This window comes from Sphingomonas sanguinis (genome assembly GCF_019297835.1).
Classification (GTDB): domain Bacteria; phylum Pseudomonadota; class Alphaproteobacteria; order Sphingomonadales; family Sphingomonadaceae; genus Sphingomonas; species Sphingomonas sanguinis_D.
On sequence record NZ_CP079203.1, the window covers coordinates 26,097 to 42,474 of the forward strand.

Below are 16,378 nucleotides of genomic sequence, written 5' to 3' on the forward strand. Positions count from 1 at the left end.
TTTGGAGAGGATGACAGGATGGACATACGGCAGCTGCGCTATTTCGTGACCGTTGCGCAGGAAGGCAATTTCACCCGCGCCGCCGAGCGTCTCCACATCGCACAACCGCCGCTCAGCCGCCAGATCCAGCAGATCGAGGAACGGGTCGGCGCGACCCTGATCGATCGCTCCGCCAAGCCGCTGCGGCTGACGCCGATCGGCCATCTCGTCTATGATCAGGCGATCAGCATCCTGGCGCGTATGGCCGATATGGATGCGATGATCGCGAAAGCCGTGGTGTCGCAGCAGCGGCGCTTCGCGATCGGCTTCGTCGCCTCCACCATCTATTCGCGCCTCCCCGCGATCATTCGGGCCTATCGGGCGGCGATGCCGTCGGTCGACCTGTCGCTGATCGAGGGCGGCACGCTTTCGCAGATCGCTGCGCTGAAGGACGGACGGATCGATGTCGGCTTCGGGCGTATCCGGTTCGAGGATGACGCCGTGGCGCGGGTGGTGCTGCGCGAGGAGCCATTGATCGTCGCGCTTCCGGCCACGCACCCGCTGACGGCGGGGGGCGGGGTGTCCCTGGCGTCGCTGGCGACCGACCCGCTGATCCTGTATCCCAACGCCCCGCGACCCAGCTATGCCGATCAGGTCGTCGGCCATTTCCGCGATATTGGCGTGACCCCAGTGATCGCGCACGAGGTCAGCGAGTTGCAGATCGCGATCGGGCTGGTCGCGGCCGGGGAGGGGGTCTGCATCGTCCCGGCCTTGGTTCGCCGGTCGCGGGTCGACGGCGTCCGCTATCGCCCGCTGGTCGAACCGATCGCATCGCCGATCATCATGAGCTTTCGCAAGGACGACCGCTCGCCCGAACTGGTCGCCATGGCGGCGGTGATCCGCGAGCGCTACGGTGCCTGGGATTATCCCATCCCCGACGCGATCCTGCGCATGACCGGGGGCGGCGAAGAGGCGTGATCCGGCCAACCTTTTAGGTATGGCCGTCATATGGAGTTGGTGTTGGACGCATGATGCACCTCCCGACATTCTGCCCCCACGAAAGCGAAATCGCTTCGGGACAAGTCGCACGACAGATAGCGACGGCAGATGGAGAGGAAGCGGAAAATGGCTTCAATACCATATGGATATATGCGAGCCTTGCGAAAGGGCGGGGTGCTCGCCGGTGTTGCGGGATTGTGCCTGATGCTGCCGAGCGTGGCGCAGGCCCAGCAGTCGCCGGACGGCAAGGAGCGGCGATTCTATGTCCGGCTCGGCGCGGCGCGTGTCATGTTCGACGAAAAGGCCGATGTGAAGATTGCCGGGGAGCCGCTGCCGGGTGCCAACGCCACCGCGTCGAACAACAACGGCGTCAGCCTCGATATCGGCTATTTCCTGACCCCCAACGTGTCGGTCGCGGCGACCGTCGGCGTGCCGCCGACCAGCACGCTGACCGCATCGGGAACGCTGGCGGGCGCGGGCACGCTGGGTAAGGTGACCTATGGTCCTGGCCTCTACAGCGTACGTTATCATTTCGGGCGTCCGGGCGGGGTGCGGCCTTATATCGGCGGCGGCCTGAACTGGACGATCATCTTCAAGACCGAAGACGGCGTGCTGAAGGATTTTCGCACCAGCAATACCGTTGGTCCTGCCATCACGGGCGGCATCGATGTGCCGCTCAACGAGCGGATCGGTGTGTTCGGCGCGGCCAGTAAGGTCTGGACCAGCACCAACGCCCGCTTCCGGCTTGGCACGCCGAACGGCTTCGTGCCGGGTACGGCGCGCGTCCAGCTCAATCCCCTCATCGCGCAGGTCGGCCTGCAATATCGCTTCTGATCCCCCCGGCTCGAACAGGAAGACATGTCATGACCGTCACCGATATCATCCTGATCCATGGCGCCTGGAATCGCGGCGCCTGCTATGACGCGGTCGTCCCGCTTCTCCAAGCGCGCGGCTACCGCGTCCATGCGCCCGACCTGACCGGCCATACGCCCGGCGATGGCGGCCATTTGTCGGTCGTCGACATGGAGCATTATACCCGCCCCGTCGCAGACATCCTGGCGCGGGCCGAGGGGCAGTCGATCCTTCTGGGGCACAGCATGGGCGGAGCATCCATCTCGTGGCTGGCGCAGCACCATCCCGACAAGGTGGCCGGGCTGATCTACCTGACCGCGTTCCTCACCGCGCCCGGTGTTACGCCGGAAACCTTCGTCCTGCCCGGCGAGCCCAACCGGGGCACGCCGCACGCGCTGGACCTGATCCAGCCGGTCGACGAGGGACGCGGGCTACAGGCGGATTTCTCGCGGCTGGAACGGTTCCGCGAAGTCTTCATGGGCGATTATCCCGGCGAGGGAATGCCGCCTGCCGAGCAGTTCATCCAGACCCAGACGACCGTGCCCTTCGGCACGCCCAATCCGATGGAGGGCCGCGCGCTGGAGATCCCACGCCTCTATATCGAGGCGCTGGACGATGTCGGGATTCCGATCGCCGTGCAGCGTCAGATGCAGAAGGAGTTTCCCGGTCCGGTCGCGGTCGTGTCGCTCCCGGCCAGCCATGCGCCCTATTACTCGATGCCCGAACGGCTGGCCGAGGCGATCGCCGATTTCGCCGATGCCCCGGCCGAGTATCGCCAGACGGCGACGGCCGCGTAAGGATTACGGAGGCTATCCATGAAGATCGCGATCATCGGCGCCGGTATCGGCGGATTGACCCTCGCGCTGGCGCTGCGGGCGCGGGGGATCGAGGCGACGCTGTACGAACAGGCGGCGGAGCTGAGCGAGATCGGCGCGGCGGTCGCCCTGTCGGCCAATGCCACCCGTGAGCTGCAAAGGCTGGGCCTGATCGACCAGCTGGAGCGGACGGGCGTCGAGCCGACCGAGCTGATCTACCGCGACGGGCTGTCCGGTGATCGCCTTGCGGCCCATGCGGTGCGCAAGGGCGGTGCCTATCGCGATCGGTTCGGCGCGCCCTATCTGGGCATCCACCGCGCCGATCTGCAGACGACGCTGGGCCGCGCGGTCGGGGCGGAGCATATTCATCTGGCGCATCGGCTGGAACGGATCGAGACGGTGGGCGAACGGGTGGCGCTTCACTTCGTCGGACGCGACCCTGTCGAGGCCGATATCGTCGTGGGCGCCGACGGTGTTCGCTCCATCACCCGGCAATGGGTCGGCGGACAGCCGCTACGCTATTCCGGGACCAGCGCGTTTCGCGGCATCGTGCCGGTCGAGCGACTGAACGCTTTGCCCGATCCCCAGGCGATTCAGTTCTGGATCGGCCAGGATGCCCATCTGCTGCATTATGCGATCGGCAGCGATGGCGGGCACGTCAACTTCTTCGCGGTGGTGGAGGGGCCCACCGCCTGGTCCGGTAGCGGCGGGACGGTGCCGATCGAACCGGGGGAAGCGGTGGCGGCCTTCGCCGACTGGCATCCGGCCGTCCGGCAAATGGTCGCGGCGGGCGATGTGGAGCGTCGCTGGGGCCTGTTTGTCGCGCCGCCGCTTCGCCACTGGCATCGCGGGCCGGTCGTGCTGATCGGCGATGCCGTCCATGCGATGCTGCCGCATCACGGGCAGGGCGCGAATACGACGATCGAGGATGCCATCACGCTGGCGACCATGCTCGACGGACTGACGTCATCCAACCGCGACGCACGCTTTGCCGCCTATCAGAAGGAGCGCGCGCTGCGCACCCGCCTCATCCAGCGCAGCTCATGGGACGCCAATCGCGCGCTCCATACCGATGCCAGTCTGCCTGACGCGACCCGGCATCGCGCCATGCACCACTTCCCCGAACGCTATGGCTGGATCCATAAGTTCGATGCGTCCGCACAGCTGTCCGGCGCTTCAGGCGTCGTTGCGATGCGCCACTGACGGCATCGGCCCGGATCACCCTGATCTCAGCCGGCGTATGATGGCTATTGCCGGCAGGTTCCTGGGTGGTTGGGGGGGGCGGGCGAGATGACGATGCCCCTCGATTATAGAAGCGGACCTGCCGTGATATTCGGACAGGGAGGGTGGAGAAACATTACCTCGGCTGTCCGGATTCCACGGTCGTCCGCTGTATGGATTAAGGGATGCTTTTCCCGCGTGTTCGTCGGAAACACGCCTTCATCGATCCGATGGCTCAGTCGATCGCGGCGTCGAACAGCTTCAGCCCGTCGGCTGAGAGATTGGTAAAGCCGTCGTTGCCCATGAACAGCATCACGCGCCTGGCCGGTGAACGAACGGCGGAATTTGGGAAGCCGGGTCGGGGCCCGAGCGTCGGAGTGTGGGTCCTCGTTACGCTGGGGCAGGGTGGCCACTTCCACCCAGTTGCGGGCGTTCACGCGTATGCTATCCAAAGGAGATGACAGGTAGGGCTGACATCACGGCCCGGATAGCTGCGGTCTGCTTGACGTGCTCCCCGGGAATCATGCCATTGGTAAGTTAGTTCGTCATATGGAGACGAGCGATGCGGCGAGGCCGTTTTACCGAGGATCAGATCATAGGCGTACTTCGTGAGCACGAGGCTGGCGTAAAGACCGCTGAGCTGTGCCGGAAGCACGGCATCAGCGATGCGACGTTCTACAACTGGAAGTCGAAATACGGCGGGATGACCGTGTCGGAAGCGGCACGGTTGCGGACGCTGGAGGACGAGAACCGACGGCTGAAGAAGCTGCTGGCGGAGTCGATGCTGGACGTGTCGGCGCTGAAGGATCTGCTGGGAAAAAACTGACCGGGTCTGCGGATCGCTACGCTGCGGTGGAGAAGCTGATGACCGACCACGGCTTCTCCGAGCGTCGCGCCTGCAGGCTGATCGGGGTCAACCGGTCGGCATGGCAATATGAGCCGCTTCGCGGGAAGGACGATGCTGTGCGCGAGCGGATACGCGAGATCGCCAGCGAGCGTCGCCGGTTCGGCTATCGCCGGTTGGCAATCCTGCTCAGGCGCGAAGGCAAGGGCATGAACCTGAAGAAGGTGTACCGGCTGTATCGCGAGGAGCGGCTGACGGTGCGCAAACGTGGCGGCCGGAAACGGGCGCTGGGCACGCGGGCGCCGATGGCGATCCCGCAAAAACTCAACCAGCGCTGGTCGCTCGACTTCGTGTCGGATGCATTGGCCTGCGGCCGGCGTTTCCGCGTCCTCAACGTTATCGACGATTACAGCCGGGAGTGCCTGGCCTGTATCGTCGACACTTCGTTGTCAGGTCGGCGTGTCGTCCGCGAACTGAGTGCCATCGCGGAGCGTCGCGGGCTGCCGTGCATGGTGGTCAGCGACAACGGCACCGAACTGACTAGTCATGCCGTTCTGACATGGTGCCAGGACACGGGCGTCGAGTGGCACTACATTGCTCCGGGCAAGCCGCAACAGAACGGCTTCGTAGAATCGTTCAATGGTCGCTTGCGCGACGAGTGCCTGAACGAGCACTTGTTTCCTTCGCTGGCTGCGGCGAGACGGATCATCGACGCATGGCGGACCGACTACAAAACCGTGCGTCCGCACAGCAGCCTTGGCGGCATGGCACCCGCCGAGTTTACCAACCGCCCACGCCACGGGCATGAGGACACCGAAGCTAACTTATCAGCGGCCTGAAAACGGGGAGCACGTCATGCTATACCGGCATGGTAGCAGCGGGAGTGTGGTTCACGCTCGCGTGGGCAGGCGCCAATGACCAGTGGCGTCTTGACGAGTTGCTCGGCTTCGCGGTCGTCGCGCTGTCGCCGATACCGGTGTGCATTCTCTGCTTTCGACGTAGCGTGTAGCCGTTCCGCTTCCGCCCCAAACACGGACATCTCGGTTCTCGCCAACGCGCATATTCCGTTAGTATGACTGGGCGACTTGAGAATGGCTATTCAGACGTCACTTCCGCGCCGCCAACCATAGGGGTGGGTTTCGGACCGGAAGGTAAGGGTGCCATTTCGCCCCCGTCATCTTTTCTCGACGTCAACCAATTTGGTAATGACGGTCCATAGCGCTTCCACATTTCCTTGATCGCCATTCGCTCTTGGACAGTGGGTGGGGGTGAACCGCTGAGATCCTTTAGTGGCATTGCGCATCTCACTCAGTAGCTGGATCGCAGTCATAGCACACTTTGCGCCGGGACACCGGCTGCCTTCCACCCATCTCCGCCGTTCCGGGTGGCCGATCGGGCTCGCTGAAGCAGCCGGTTCGCTTATATGAACGAGCGGCAGCTTTCGGGAGGCGAGAAGGCACATGCGAACGGCGGAGATTGGGTCTCGGCTGACCGTTCTTATATTGGCGCGGATATTTAAGAGAGAACTTAAAATCGGTTATCCGCTTGTTGCCCAACTGCGTATCGGGTTGAGCCTGAAGTTCACGACGAGGCCGCGATACAGTTTGACCCGGCCTTGGCGATCGAACAAGGCCGTCGCGACGATCTACGCACACTAGCGGGATGTCGGACCATCAACTGGTGGCTATAGGGGGATTTCCATTGCCCAAAACGCCCCCCGTAAGTGATGTCGTAGCTGTTTGCCTCGCGACAATCGCCATTGGGCACCAGCCCCCAGGACCAAGCCAGCCAACCGATCTGAGCCTTTTGCAGCGCGGTCATCGCCCATCGATAGGGGGAAGGCTTGCAATCCCAGCCGGTCCCGGTCGGCCCCTCGCCAAGCAAAAAGGGGATATGGCCTTGCGTTACCTTGGCAATGATGGCGCGGTACGGGGCCTTTCGCTCCTCCTCGGTTCCTACCCAATAACTGTGCGCCGAAACCATGATCGCATGGCGTGGGTCGGCGCGCTGGAAGACGGGCCAGTTGTCCAACAGCATCGCATATTCCTTGCCCCAGTCTGTCCCGTCAATAATCAGCGGCGTGTCCACCCCTGCGGCGCGGATACGCGCGATCGCGTCGAGATAGCCCGCGACGAAACGATCGCGGGGTACGGTCTCGCCTGCCTCGTTGGCGATGTTGACCAGCGCCCAGCGGCGGTGCCTGCGCAAGACGGTAGCGATATCTGATCGTGTCCAATAGTCGACGCAGACGCCCAGTCTGTCCCATTTGCCGGTTGCCGCATGACATTCGACGATCGGGATAAGCCCGTTCGCCACTGCATGGGCCAGGATCGAATCGAGCCTTTCCGCTGGATAGTCGGGCAGGGTGAAGATGCGGACGGCATTGGCGCCGGTCCGGGCGATCTCGGGCATCGTGCGCACGCCGGTGGGATCGGTCGAAATTGAGAACATCTCGTTGACGCCGCGCAGGACCACCCGCTCCCCGGCCGCCGTGTAGAGGAAGCGACCGCGGATCGTCATCGTCCCGTCGACCGGCGGCAGAGGGGCAGCGGCGACCAGCATGGTGGTCACCGCGGCGTGACCGAGCCGACGCATCACCTCAGGGAAAACGGGCATTGATACACACCGATGGATTACGGATTATCGTCGTCGTTCCGCTTTCGCCAAAGGACAGGCCCGCCAGCTTGCCGTCCCATCGCGGCCAGGCGGCGAGCCCGCCCCCGTTTGGATCGCCCGTCTGCGCGAACCGGACCCAATAGGCCTGTAGCGCCGGGGCGTCGGGCAGCACGCCATTCTCGCCTGGCCGACTGAAGATGTAGCGAAGCTCCGAACTGTGGGTGGCCGCTGCGCCGCCCGGCGGGGCATAACCGAAGTCGTAGCGCCAGACCGGAACCCCCGCCCGCCGCCGAAGATCGGCGACCAGCGTCGCGGGGCAGGTGAAGACCAGATCGGTCGCCAGTGTCAGCCTTTCTCCGGCGGTGGCGAAGTCTTCGCCGGACGGAGCATGGCGGCCCAATGCATCGGCCAGCCCCCGTCGCGCGTCCCCCGGATCGTGAAAGAAGTCGATTTCCCGCGTGTTGGACCCGATGATCAGCGGCACGCGCTGTCCACCGCCGCGCGCCAGAGTCTGGACCGGCGGCTCGGTGATGACCTGCCCGTCGACCGTCGTCTGCAGCCATACCGTCCCCGCATCGGGAAGCCCGGCGGGCGTCGCGATGCCGCGTGCGGCTTGCAGCAGCCGATCGACCGCGATGGTCCGAAGCGTAGCGGCAGAGACGCGCGAAAGGCCTGCGCCTCGCGCGATCTCCTCACCGATCGCCTCGCTTTGCCGCAGATCGCGTGAGGCCCAGCCGAACCCGGCGGTGCCGCTTTGTTCGATCGCCTTGTCGAACAGTCCCCTCGCGCCGGGCGATAGCTGTTGCAGCCCGACATCCTGCCCACCCGCCGAGCCGCCGAAGATCGTGACATTGGCCGGGTCGCCGCCGAAGCGGTCGATGTTGCGCCGGACCCAGCGCAACGCCGCCTGCTGATCCATCAGCCCGTAATTGCCTGAGGCACGGGCAGGCGATTCGGCGGTCAGGGCGGGATGCGCCATGAAGCCGAGCGGACCGAGCCGGTACTGGATCGAGACTAGCACGATGCCCCGGTTGACGAGCGAGGAGGTGATCGTGCCCGGCGCCCCGCCCGAACGGTTGCTGCCCCCGTGGATCCACACCATGACCGGTAGCGGCCGGGCCGGAGATAGATTTGGCGTCCCCACCTCCAGATAAAGGCAGTCCTCGCTTGCGCCCGCCGCATTGGCGCGGTTCCAACCCTCGTCGAGCTGCGGGCAGGAAGGGGCGGAGTACTGGGCATCGCGGATGCCCCGCCACGGCGTCGCAGGCGCGGGTGGACGCCAGCGCCGTGGCCCGGTCGGCGGCGCGGCAAAGGGGATGCCGCGGAACAGCACCCGGCCGTCCGGCTCCTGGGTTCCGCGAAGTGTGCCGTCGGCGACGGTGACGATCGGGCCCGGGCGGGGGGCTTGCGGCGTCGAGGCGCTCAGCAGCAGCGCGGCGACCAGGACGCTCACTTGACCGCCTTCGCCTGCTCCTTGGCCCAATCCAACGCCTGTTGCAGCGTGGTGACCCACAGCTCGCGACGATGGACTTTCAGCCAAGCGATGAAGGCACGGTGCTGCGCATCGGTCACGGCCAGATGATCGCCGCCGACGCCGTGAAACAACAGCACCGCCATGCCCCCGCCCGCCTCGGCTTCCTCGACAAAGGCGATCATCTTGGCGGCGTCATCGCCCTCGCCAAAGCCGCGAGCGGGGACGTGCATGGGGTCGATCGCGCCGACATCGGCGGACAGCTCGGCCGGCGATGCGCTGACCCCGCGTGCATAAGTTACCAGACCCGCCTGACGCAGTGGTTCGAGATAGTCGACACCACCGACCTTCGTCTCGCCACACGGCGTGGCGAAGCCGTGGCGCGTCTTGCCGTCCAGCGCGGTCAGTAGGACATTCTGCTGTGCGATCTCCTTCAACATACTTGCCGGGGTATAGGCCTCGGTCGTGTAGCGCGGATCGGCGGGAAAGGCGGCGGCACGGCAGGGATGGAAGATCGTATGATTGCCCAGTTCATGCCCATCCCGCGCGACCGCCCGCCAACGCGCCACGTCCTGCGCGCGAACATTGGCGAGGAAGAAGGTGCCCTTGAGTCCGGCAGCGTCGAGCGCGGGGACCGCATGATCAAGCTGAGAGGGCAGGGCGTCGTCATAGGTCAGCACGACGGCGGCCTTGGCACCACCGGGCCAGCGGGTCGCCGCTTCGCCCGGCGTGACCAGCACGCTGGCTGCGAACAGAGTGGCGAGGATCGGGCGGAGCGAGCGCATCAGCGGGCGGCCCAGATGTCGGGCTGCGCATCGATGGTGCGTTCGATCGCCAGGGCGATCCGCTGGTCGTCGGCGACGCTGGGGTGCGCGTCGCATCCGGTAAAGGACAGGCCGTTGACGGGGACGAAGGCCACCCGCCGGTCGCCGCCCGCCCGCAGCGTCTCGGTTACCTTGCTAACTTCGCGCGCAATCTCGCCATCCGCGAGATCGGTCGCCCAAAGGACGAAAAAGGCCTTGGGATAGGCCTTTCGCAGCCGTCCGACGAAAGCGATATAATGATGCTCATAGTCGGCATGGAGAGCGTCGCGATCGGCCCAGCGCTCACCGGGCTTGAGCGGGGTCGAAAAGTCGTTGGTGCCGAGCGCAATGACCACGACCTGCGGATGCCAGTCTGGCGTCGCGGCGGGCGTGCGACCATCGAACAGCGCGAAGGGATAGGCCTCGGGCAGGGTCGGGGCGGCGAACCCGCCGTAATTACGCACGACCCCCCGCCCGGAAATAGCATTGACCTGATAATCGGCACCGTATTTTGCCGCCGTCACCCCCGCGACGCCCTGTGTCGTGTCGGTTGTCCGCCAGATCGCGTCCTGGCTGCACTGGTGAACAGGCGAGGTGTTGCCATAGCCGACTGTGTGCGAATCCCCGATAAATTCGATCTGGCGCGGGCGGGCGGCGGGTGCGGGGAGGGGCGTTACACCCTCGGGCGCGAAAAGGCCGCGCAGCACGGTCGGTTCGGCCTGGCTCTCGCTGGCCACATCGACGCGGATTCGATGGGCCCCTATGCCCTTCGCGGCGATGCGGTAGAGGCCGGGCGTTGGCCGGACCAGCGATACGGGAGCCCCGCCATCGACACGGATGCGCAGCGACACGGCGCCGGGGCCGACCGCCAGATCGACGGCGGGACCCCGGAAGGCGGCCTCCCAGTAAGTGCCCGGCCATTGCCGTCGATAGCCGTCCCGCGCGACGACCCGGCCGCCGACGTGCAGCGCTAACGGCGTCCCGGTGGGGGCCGTCCGGGCCAGTGGTCGGATCATGTCCGTCTGTTCCGCATGGGCGGGCAGGCCGACCAGCGACAGGCTCGCGATCATGGATAGAATGGGGGCTGGCGGGTGGGGCATCGACTTTCCTCGAAATCAGGGCGATCAAAACCCATTCTTTGCCCCTCGCCAAGATTGCTAATCGCGGCTCGGCGCGATGCAACGGAAAACATTTTCTTTTTTATGTATTCGCTGACACGGTGGGTTGGTGATGACGCAAGACGCTGGGGCAACGATCGCTGACGACTGGATAGGACGAGCCGATCCGGTGACGGAGGTGGCCGCGCCGACCACGCTCGAGGACTTCCTGGTCCTTGTCGAGGCGGCGCGACCGGTGGTCATGCGCCGGTTGGTCGAGCACTGGCCTGTCGTCGCCGTCGGGCGCCGGGGCGTGGTCCCGCTGGCCGACTATCTGCGGCGCTATGATGGTGGCCGGCCGCTTGGGCTGATGGTAGGTGACCCTTCGATCGGGGGGCGTTTCTTCTACCGGGCCGATTTCTCCGGCTTCAACTTCGAACGCGCGCAGATTCCGCTGCCGCTGCTGCTCGAGGCGTTGGTCGATGCGCAGGGTCAGGAGAAGCCCGCCGCGCTTTATGCGGGTGCGAGCACCGCTGCCGATCATTTCCCGGGCTGGACCCGCGATCACCCGCTCCCGCTGCCGGTCGGCGATGCGCAGGCCCGGTTGTGGATCGGCAATGGCAGCCGGGTCTCGGCCCATTACGACATGGCGAGCAATGTCGCGGTGGTCGCTGCCGGGCGTCGCCGGGTCGTCCTGTTCCCACCCGAACAGGCCGCCAACCTCTATATCGGTCCGCTCGACATGACGATGGCGGGGCAGCCGACCAGCATGGTCGATCTGGAGCAGCCCGACCTCGCCCGCTTCCCGCGTTTCGCATCGGCGCAGGCGTCGGCGCAGATGGTCCTGCTGGAACCGGGCGATGCGATCTATATCCCCGCCATGTGGTGGCATGAGATCCGGGCGGAGGGGGCACTCAACCTGCTGGTGAATTACTGGTGGACGCGCGGCACGCCCGACGCACCGTTTTCCGCGTTGATCCATGCGATCCTCGCAGTACGTGACCGTCCGGCAGCGGAGCGGGCGGCGCTTCGCGAATGGTTCGACCTCTATGTCTTCGGTGAAGAGGCGACACGGGTGGCGGACCATCTGCCTCCGTCGGCGCGCGGCATCCTGGAGCCGCCAAGTCCGGAGCGCGACGAGCGGATACGCGGGTTTCTTCGCCGGATGCTCGGCTCCGCCTAGGGCGATCGGCCGATCAACTGCGCCAAGGCGACCGAATGTGGCGGCAGGGTCGCGACGGCGGTGGCGGTAGCCTGGCGCATCTGACGAAGCGCGGCCAGCACGCGTTCCTCGTCCAGCGCGTCGATCACCGGATCATAGCCTTCGGGCATGACGCCTTGTCCCAGCAGTACCGCGACCCAGCTCGGCGTCGCGAACAATTCGTCCTCGTAGCGGAATATCCGTCCCTTCTCACGGAACAGCGCGATCTTGCGGGCCAGCGTGTCGGGGAGCGGCATCGTTCGGACATGATCCCAGAAGGGGGAGTCGTCGCGCGCCGTCGCGTGATAGTGGAGGATGATGAAATCCCGGATCGAGCGGTAATTGTCGCCCATCTGCCGGTTATATTCATCGCGTTCGACCGACACCATGCGCTTGTCGGGGAATAGGGCGAACAGCTTGGAGATGCCCTGCTGGATCAGATGGATGCTGGTCGACTCCAACGGTTCCAGGAACCCGCCCGCCAGCCCCAGCGCCACGACATTGCGCTCCCACAACCGCGTGCGACATCCGGCGGTGAAGGACAGACGTCGGGGGGCGGCGGTGGGTTCGGCGTCGAGCCGCGACAGGAGCAACCGCTCCGCGTCGTCGTCGTCCATGAACCGGCTCGCATAGACGACGCCGTTGCCGGTGCGATGCTGGAGCGGGATACGCCATTGCCACCCCGCCTGATGCGCGGTGGCGCGGGTATAGGGGAGCAGCGGCTCGGTCCGCTCGGTGGGTACCGCGATTGCGCGGTCGCAAGGGAGCCAATGCGACCAGTCCTCGAACCCGACGCCTAGTGTCTCGCCCAGGAGCAGGCTACGAAAGCCCGAACAGTCCACGAACAAGTCGCCGGCGATCCGCTGGCCATCGTCCAGTCGTACCGCCGCGACATCGCCATTGGGGGCGCGATCGACCATGACGATCCGCCCCTCGACACGCGTGACGCCATCGGTCTCGGCCCGGCGGCGCAGGAAGGCGGCATAGAGACCAGCGTCGAAATGATAGGCATAGGCCAAGCCCGACAAGGGCGATCGGGGATCGCTTTGCGGCATCCCGAACGCGGCCCGCTCCATCGCGACGGTGGAGGCGGAATAATCGCCGATCGGGCCGACTCCCGCCTGCTCGCGCATCTTCAGCCAGAGTTGATGGAAATTCAGCCCCTGAATGTCGCGGCCGTAATGACCGAAGGGGTGGACATAGCGGCTGTCGGGGCGATGCCAGCCGACGAACTCGATGCCCAGCTTGAAGCTGCCCTGTGTGGCGCGGAGGAATTCCGCCTCGTCGATGCCGAGCAGCGCGTTGAAATTGAGGATCGACGGGATCGTCGCCTCGCCCACGCCGACGGTGCCGATCGCATCGGATTCGATCAGCGTGATGCGCCGCGTGCCATTGTCGAGATAGCGTCCGGCGGCGGCCGCCATCATCCAGCCGGCCGTGCCTCCGCCAACGATGACGACGTGATCGATGGGAGCATGGGTCATCTCCCGCGCTTTCCGGCGGCGGCGCGCGCCTGTAAAGAACAATCGGACAGCAGACGCCGGGCGTCGTCCCGCGATAGGCCGAGCGCGATCGGGTCCGGCCGCTGAGGCCGGAGCCCCTGGCCGATCAGCACAGCAATCCAGGCGTCACGCTCGACGGAGTCCTCGTCGACCGGGGGCAGGGTGCCGCGCCGCGTGAACTGCGCGAGTATCGTCGCGAGCGAAGGGGGGACTACTGCGTCGGCCCCTGAGGCCAGGCCGATCCGGTGCGCGGCGAGGAAGTCGCGCATCCGGTCGGCCCGCTGACCGACGCGGCGATTATACTCGGCCGCCAGCAGCGCGGTGTCCCCACCGACCGGCAACAGGTCCAGTGCCAGCGAAAGTCCTGCCAATGTCAGTGTGAAACCAGTCAGGCCGATAGGGCCCGGCTGCACGGCCGCTTCCCCGAGAGCCAGGACATTGCCGCGCAATGGCGCGTCGAGGCGGCCGGGTGCGATCGGAATGCCGCCGCCCTGCACAAGCGCGGTCGCCTTCGCGCCGGGCCAGCGCGCGGTCCAGCCACCCTCAACGGCCTGATATGTGTCGACCAGCGATGGCACTGCCGCATCGGGTTCGATGCAAAGGAAGCGGCAGGGCAGTGCATCGTCCCACCCGTTGAAGCCGTCCGAGGTGGCGACCAGTCGATCGGGCCCGGTCGCGTCGATCACGAAGTCCACCGCCAACTCGCGGCCGTCGGCCAATTGCAGTGCCTCGACGCCATCCCGACCACGCGCAACCCCGGTCAGGGGGGATTGCCCCATAATGACGCCACTCTGCCGGGCGAGCGACGCCAACCCCTGACTCAGCGCGCGTGCATTGCAGTGAAGCGCCGGTTGCATATTCCCGGCAAGCTGTCCGGCTTCGCCCGCGACACAAACAGGGTTCAGCGCATGATAGGGCCGTTCCGTCCCGGCCCTCAGCCATAGCTGATGCAGCGCAACCCCAGGTGGACCGGGCGCGGGTTCGTCACCGACCATCCAGGGTGAGCTGCCCGGTCCCCAGCCCAGAAACCGGGTGGCAAGGCGCGGGGTCGCCACACCGTGGCGGAGAAGCAATTCGGGTGGGCAATCCAGCCGGGCCAGCATCGCCTGGGCCGAGGGCATGACCAGCGGCCAGCGATCCGCCAGAGCTGCGTCCGAGACCATCGCTGGCACCCATTCGATCGATGCCCCGGGCAGCGCTTTGGCGAAACCGACCGCCGCGGCTAGTGCGACCGAACCGCCACCGACCACTGCGATAGCGCCGGGAAACCTACGGCTGTTCACGCGGCCGCTCCCGCACCCGACAGCCCAAGTGCGCGGTCGTGCGGCGGCATCTGCCCGACCCGGTCGGCGATCGCGCGCGACAGTCCCGCCAGTGCGCGGTCAAGCCCGGCGGCATCGGGCCGATCAGCGCGCGGGTCCCAGCCGTGCGGCACGATACCCTGTCCCAGATAGACGGCGATCCAGCTCGGCTCGAGGAACAGGCCGTGGCGATAATGCGCCACCTGTGCCGTCGCGCGCCAGAACGCCATCTTCTCGGCCAGGCTGTCGGGCACCGTCATCGTGCGGACGTGATTCCAGAATGGCGAATCGGCGCGGGTCGTGGCGTGGTAGTGGAGGATCAGAAAGTCTCGAATACGGTCATATTCGGCATCGATCGCGGCGTTGAAGCCGTTTCGGTCGATCGCCTCGACCCGCGCATCGGGGAAATGCTCGACCAGTGCGGTGATCGCCGCCTGCACCAGATAGATGCTGGTCGACTCGAGCGGTTCGAGAAACCCCGAGGCCAGCCCGATCGCCACGACATTGCCGACGAAGCTGCGTCGCCGCCGACCGGCCCGAAAGCGCAGGAAGCGCGGGTCGGCGAGGGGGGCGCCGTCCAGCCCGGCCAACAACGCCTCGGTCGCCTGATCGTCGCCGCAAAAGGCGCTGGCATAGACGTGGCCATTGCCGACGCGGTGGCGCAGCGGGATACGCCACCGCCAGCCCGCCTTGGTCGCACTGGCGCGGGTGAAAGGTTCGGTCGCGGCGTCGGGGCGGACGCTCGGCACGGCCACCGCGCGGTCGCAGGGTAGCCAGTGCGACCAGTCCTCCCATGCCTCCGCCAGTTCCTGGCCGAGTAACAGGCTGCGAAACCCCGAGCAGTCGATGAACAGGTCGCCCTCGATGCGAGCGCCATCGGACAGCGTCACCGCGCCGACCGTGCCGTCGCCGCCGTTGCGCTCGATCGAAACGACACGACCCTCAGTGCGGCGCGCGCCGCGCTTCTCGGCCCAGGCGCGGAGAAATGGTGCGAAGCGGGTCGCGTCGAATTGATAGGCATAGCCGAAACTTGTGGTGGGATCGTCCGGATCCGTTCCCGGCCGCTCGAACCGACAGGCCTCGGCCGCCACGACTCCGGCCGAATAAGCGCCGATGGGCGGCACATCCGCACCCTCCGCCCGGCGTCGCAGCCAATAATGATGGAAGCCCACGCCGCCCAGCGGGCGACCATAGGTTCCGAAGGGGTGGATATAGCGGTCGCCGATGCGGCCGAAGTCCCGGAACTCGATACCCAGTTTGAAGGTCGCATCGGTTGCGGCCATGAATTCGGCCTCGTCGATACCCAATCGCTCCAGATAGAGACGCAAATGCGGCAGGGTGGCCTCGCCGACGCCGACGATGCCAATCTCTTCGGACTCGACCAGATGGACGGTGCAAGCTTTGGATAACAGGCCGACCAGGCCAGCCGCCGTCATCCACCCGGCTGTGCCTCCGCCGACCACCACCACGCGAACAGGCCGATCGGCCAAGGGATTGCCCGTCATTTTGCCCTCGCAACGCTAGCTGGTGTCACCCGCCAGCAACACTAAAATGCAAATCTCAAATAATTAAATCAAGTTTCTATAATTCAGTTGTGTCCGAACCGGGACCGTCTTAGCCAACCATGGGCCGTACAAGATTACAGCGGATTTGGTCCGTCAGAATAGGTTTTGGAGA

Annotated in this window: 13 protein-coding genes; 6 read left to right on the forward strand and 7 right to left on the reverse strand. The window is 65.8% G+C overall.

Annotated features, from left to right (window positions below):
* Positions 1-18: 18 nt before the first annotated feature.
* The 5 genes from KV697_RS00140 to KV697_RS00160 all read left to right on the forward strand — a co-directional run bounded on the left by KV697_RS00140 (position 19) and on the right by KV697_RS00160 (position 5,549).
* Positions 19-957, forward strand: a complete 939-nt coding sequence (locus KV697_RS00140; protein WP_219019609.1) for a LysR family transcriptional regulator — start codon at positions 19-21, stop codon at positions 955-957.
* Between the two features lie 171 nt (positions 958-1,128).
* The gene (locus KV697_RS00145) at positions 1,129-1,812 is read left to right on the forward strand and encodes an OmpW/AlkL family protein (RefSeq protein WP_193753045.1); all 684 of its coding nucleotides are present in this window, start codon (positions 1,129-1,131) and stop codon (positions 1,810-1,812) included.
* A gap of 29 nt (positions 1,813-1,841) precedes the next feature.
* The gene (locus KV697_RS00150) at positions 1,842-2,627 is read left to right on the forward strand and encodes an alpha/beta fold hydrolase (RefSeq protein WP_219019610.1); all 786 of its coding nucleotides are present in this window, start codon (positions 1,842-1,844) and stop codon (positions 2,625-2,627) included.
* An 18-nt stretch (positions 2,628-2,645) separates the two neighbouring features.
* Positions 2,646-3,848, forward strand: a complete 1,203-nt coding sequence (locus KV697_RS00155) for an FAD-dependent monooxygenase (protein ID WP_058755708.1) — start codon at positions 2,646-2,648, stop codon at positions 3,846-3,848.
* A gap of 580 nt (positions 3,849-4,428) precedes the next feature.
* A protein-coding gene (locus KV697_RS00160) for an IS3 family transposase (protein ID WP_219019611.1) occupies positions 4,429-5,549 on the forward strand; the annotation gives its coding sequence in 2 pieces (ribosomal slippage) (positions 4,429-4,678 and positions 4,678-5,549; 1,122 coding nt in all).
* 742 nt (positions 5,550-6,291) lie between these two features.
* Here the strand turns inward: KV697_RS00160 and KV697_RS00165 are convergent.
* From KV697_RS00165 to KV697_RS00180, 4 genes are read right to left on the reverse strand one after another with little or no spacing between them, the layout of a single operon-like run.
* Complete coding sequence (locus KV697_RS00165) at positions 6,292-7,326, reverse strand: cellulase family glycosylhydrolase (RefSeq protein ID WP_219019612.1); 1,035 nt, start codon at positions 7,324-7,326, stop codon at positions 6,292-6,294.
* On the reverse strand, positions 7,310-8,779 hold the full coding sequence (locus KV697_RS00170) for a carboxylesterase/lipase family protein (RefSeq protein WP_257575461.1): 1,470 nt from the start codon (positions 8,777-8,779) through the stop codon (positions 7,310-7,312). Before KV697_RS00170 ends, KV697_RS00165 begins: the two co-directional genes overlap by 17 nt.
* Positions 8,776-9,582: a polysaccharide deacetylase family protein gene (locus KV697_RS00175; protein ID WP_219019613.1), complete on the reverse strand. Its 807-nt coding sequence runs from the start codon at positions 9,580-9,582 to the stop codon at positions 8,776-8,778. The genes KV697_RS00170 and KV697_RS00175 overlap by 4 nt, the downstream gene beginning before the upstream one ends.
* On the reverse strand, positions 9,582-10,670 hold the full coding sequence (locus KV697_RS00180) for an SGNH/GDSL hydrolase family protein (protein ID WP_219019614.1): 1,089 nt from the start codon (positions 10,668-10,670) through the stop codon (positions 9,582-9,584). The genes KV697_RS00175 and KV697_RS00180 overlap by 1 nt, the downstream gene beginning before the upstream one ends.
* 160 nt (positions 10,671-10,830) lie before the next feature.
* Here KV697_RS00180 and KV697_RS00185 point away from each other — a divergent pair, with 160 nt between their 5' ends.
* Positions 10,831-11,880 carry a cupin-like domain-containing protein gene (locus KV697_RS00185; protein WP_219019615.1) on the forward strand — a complete coding sequence of 350 codons (1,050 nt, stop codon included), beginning with the start codon at positions 10,831-10,833 and terminating at the stop codon, positions 11,878-11,880.
* Here the strand turns inward: KV697_RS00185 and KV697_RS00190 are convergent.
* The 3 genes from KV697_RS00190 to KV697_RS00200 are packed head-to-tail and all read right to left on the reverse strand — an operon-like array spanning position 11,877 to position 16,206.
* On the reverse strand, positions 11,877-13,382 hold the full coding sequence (locus KV697_RS00190; protein ID WP_219019616.1) for a tryptophan halogenase family protein: 1,506 nt from the start codon (positions 13,380-13,382) through the stop codon (positions 11,877-11,879). The two genes, KV697_RS00185 and KV697_RS00190, sit on opposite strands and share 4 nt — an antisense overlap.
* Positions 13,379-14,683: a tryptophan 7-halogenase gene (locus KV697_RS00195; RefSeq protein WP_219019617.1), complete on the reverse strand. Its 1,305-nt coding sequence runs from the start codon at positions 14,681-14,683 to the stop codon at positions 13,379-13,381. Before KV697_RS00195 ends, KV697_RS00190 begins: the two co-directional genes overlap by 4 nt.
* A complete protein-coding gene (locus KV697_RS00200) occupies positions 14,680-16,206 on the reverse strand; it encodes a tryptophan halogenase family protein (RefSeq protein ID WP_219019618.1) in 1,527 nt (508 codons plus the stop codon). The genes KV697_RS00195 and KV697_RS00200 overlap by 4 nt, the downstream gene beginning before the upstream one ends.
* Positions 16,207-16,378 lie beyond the last annotated feature (172 nt).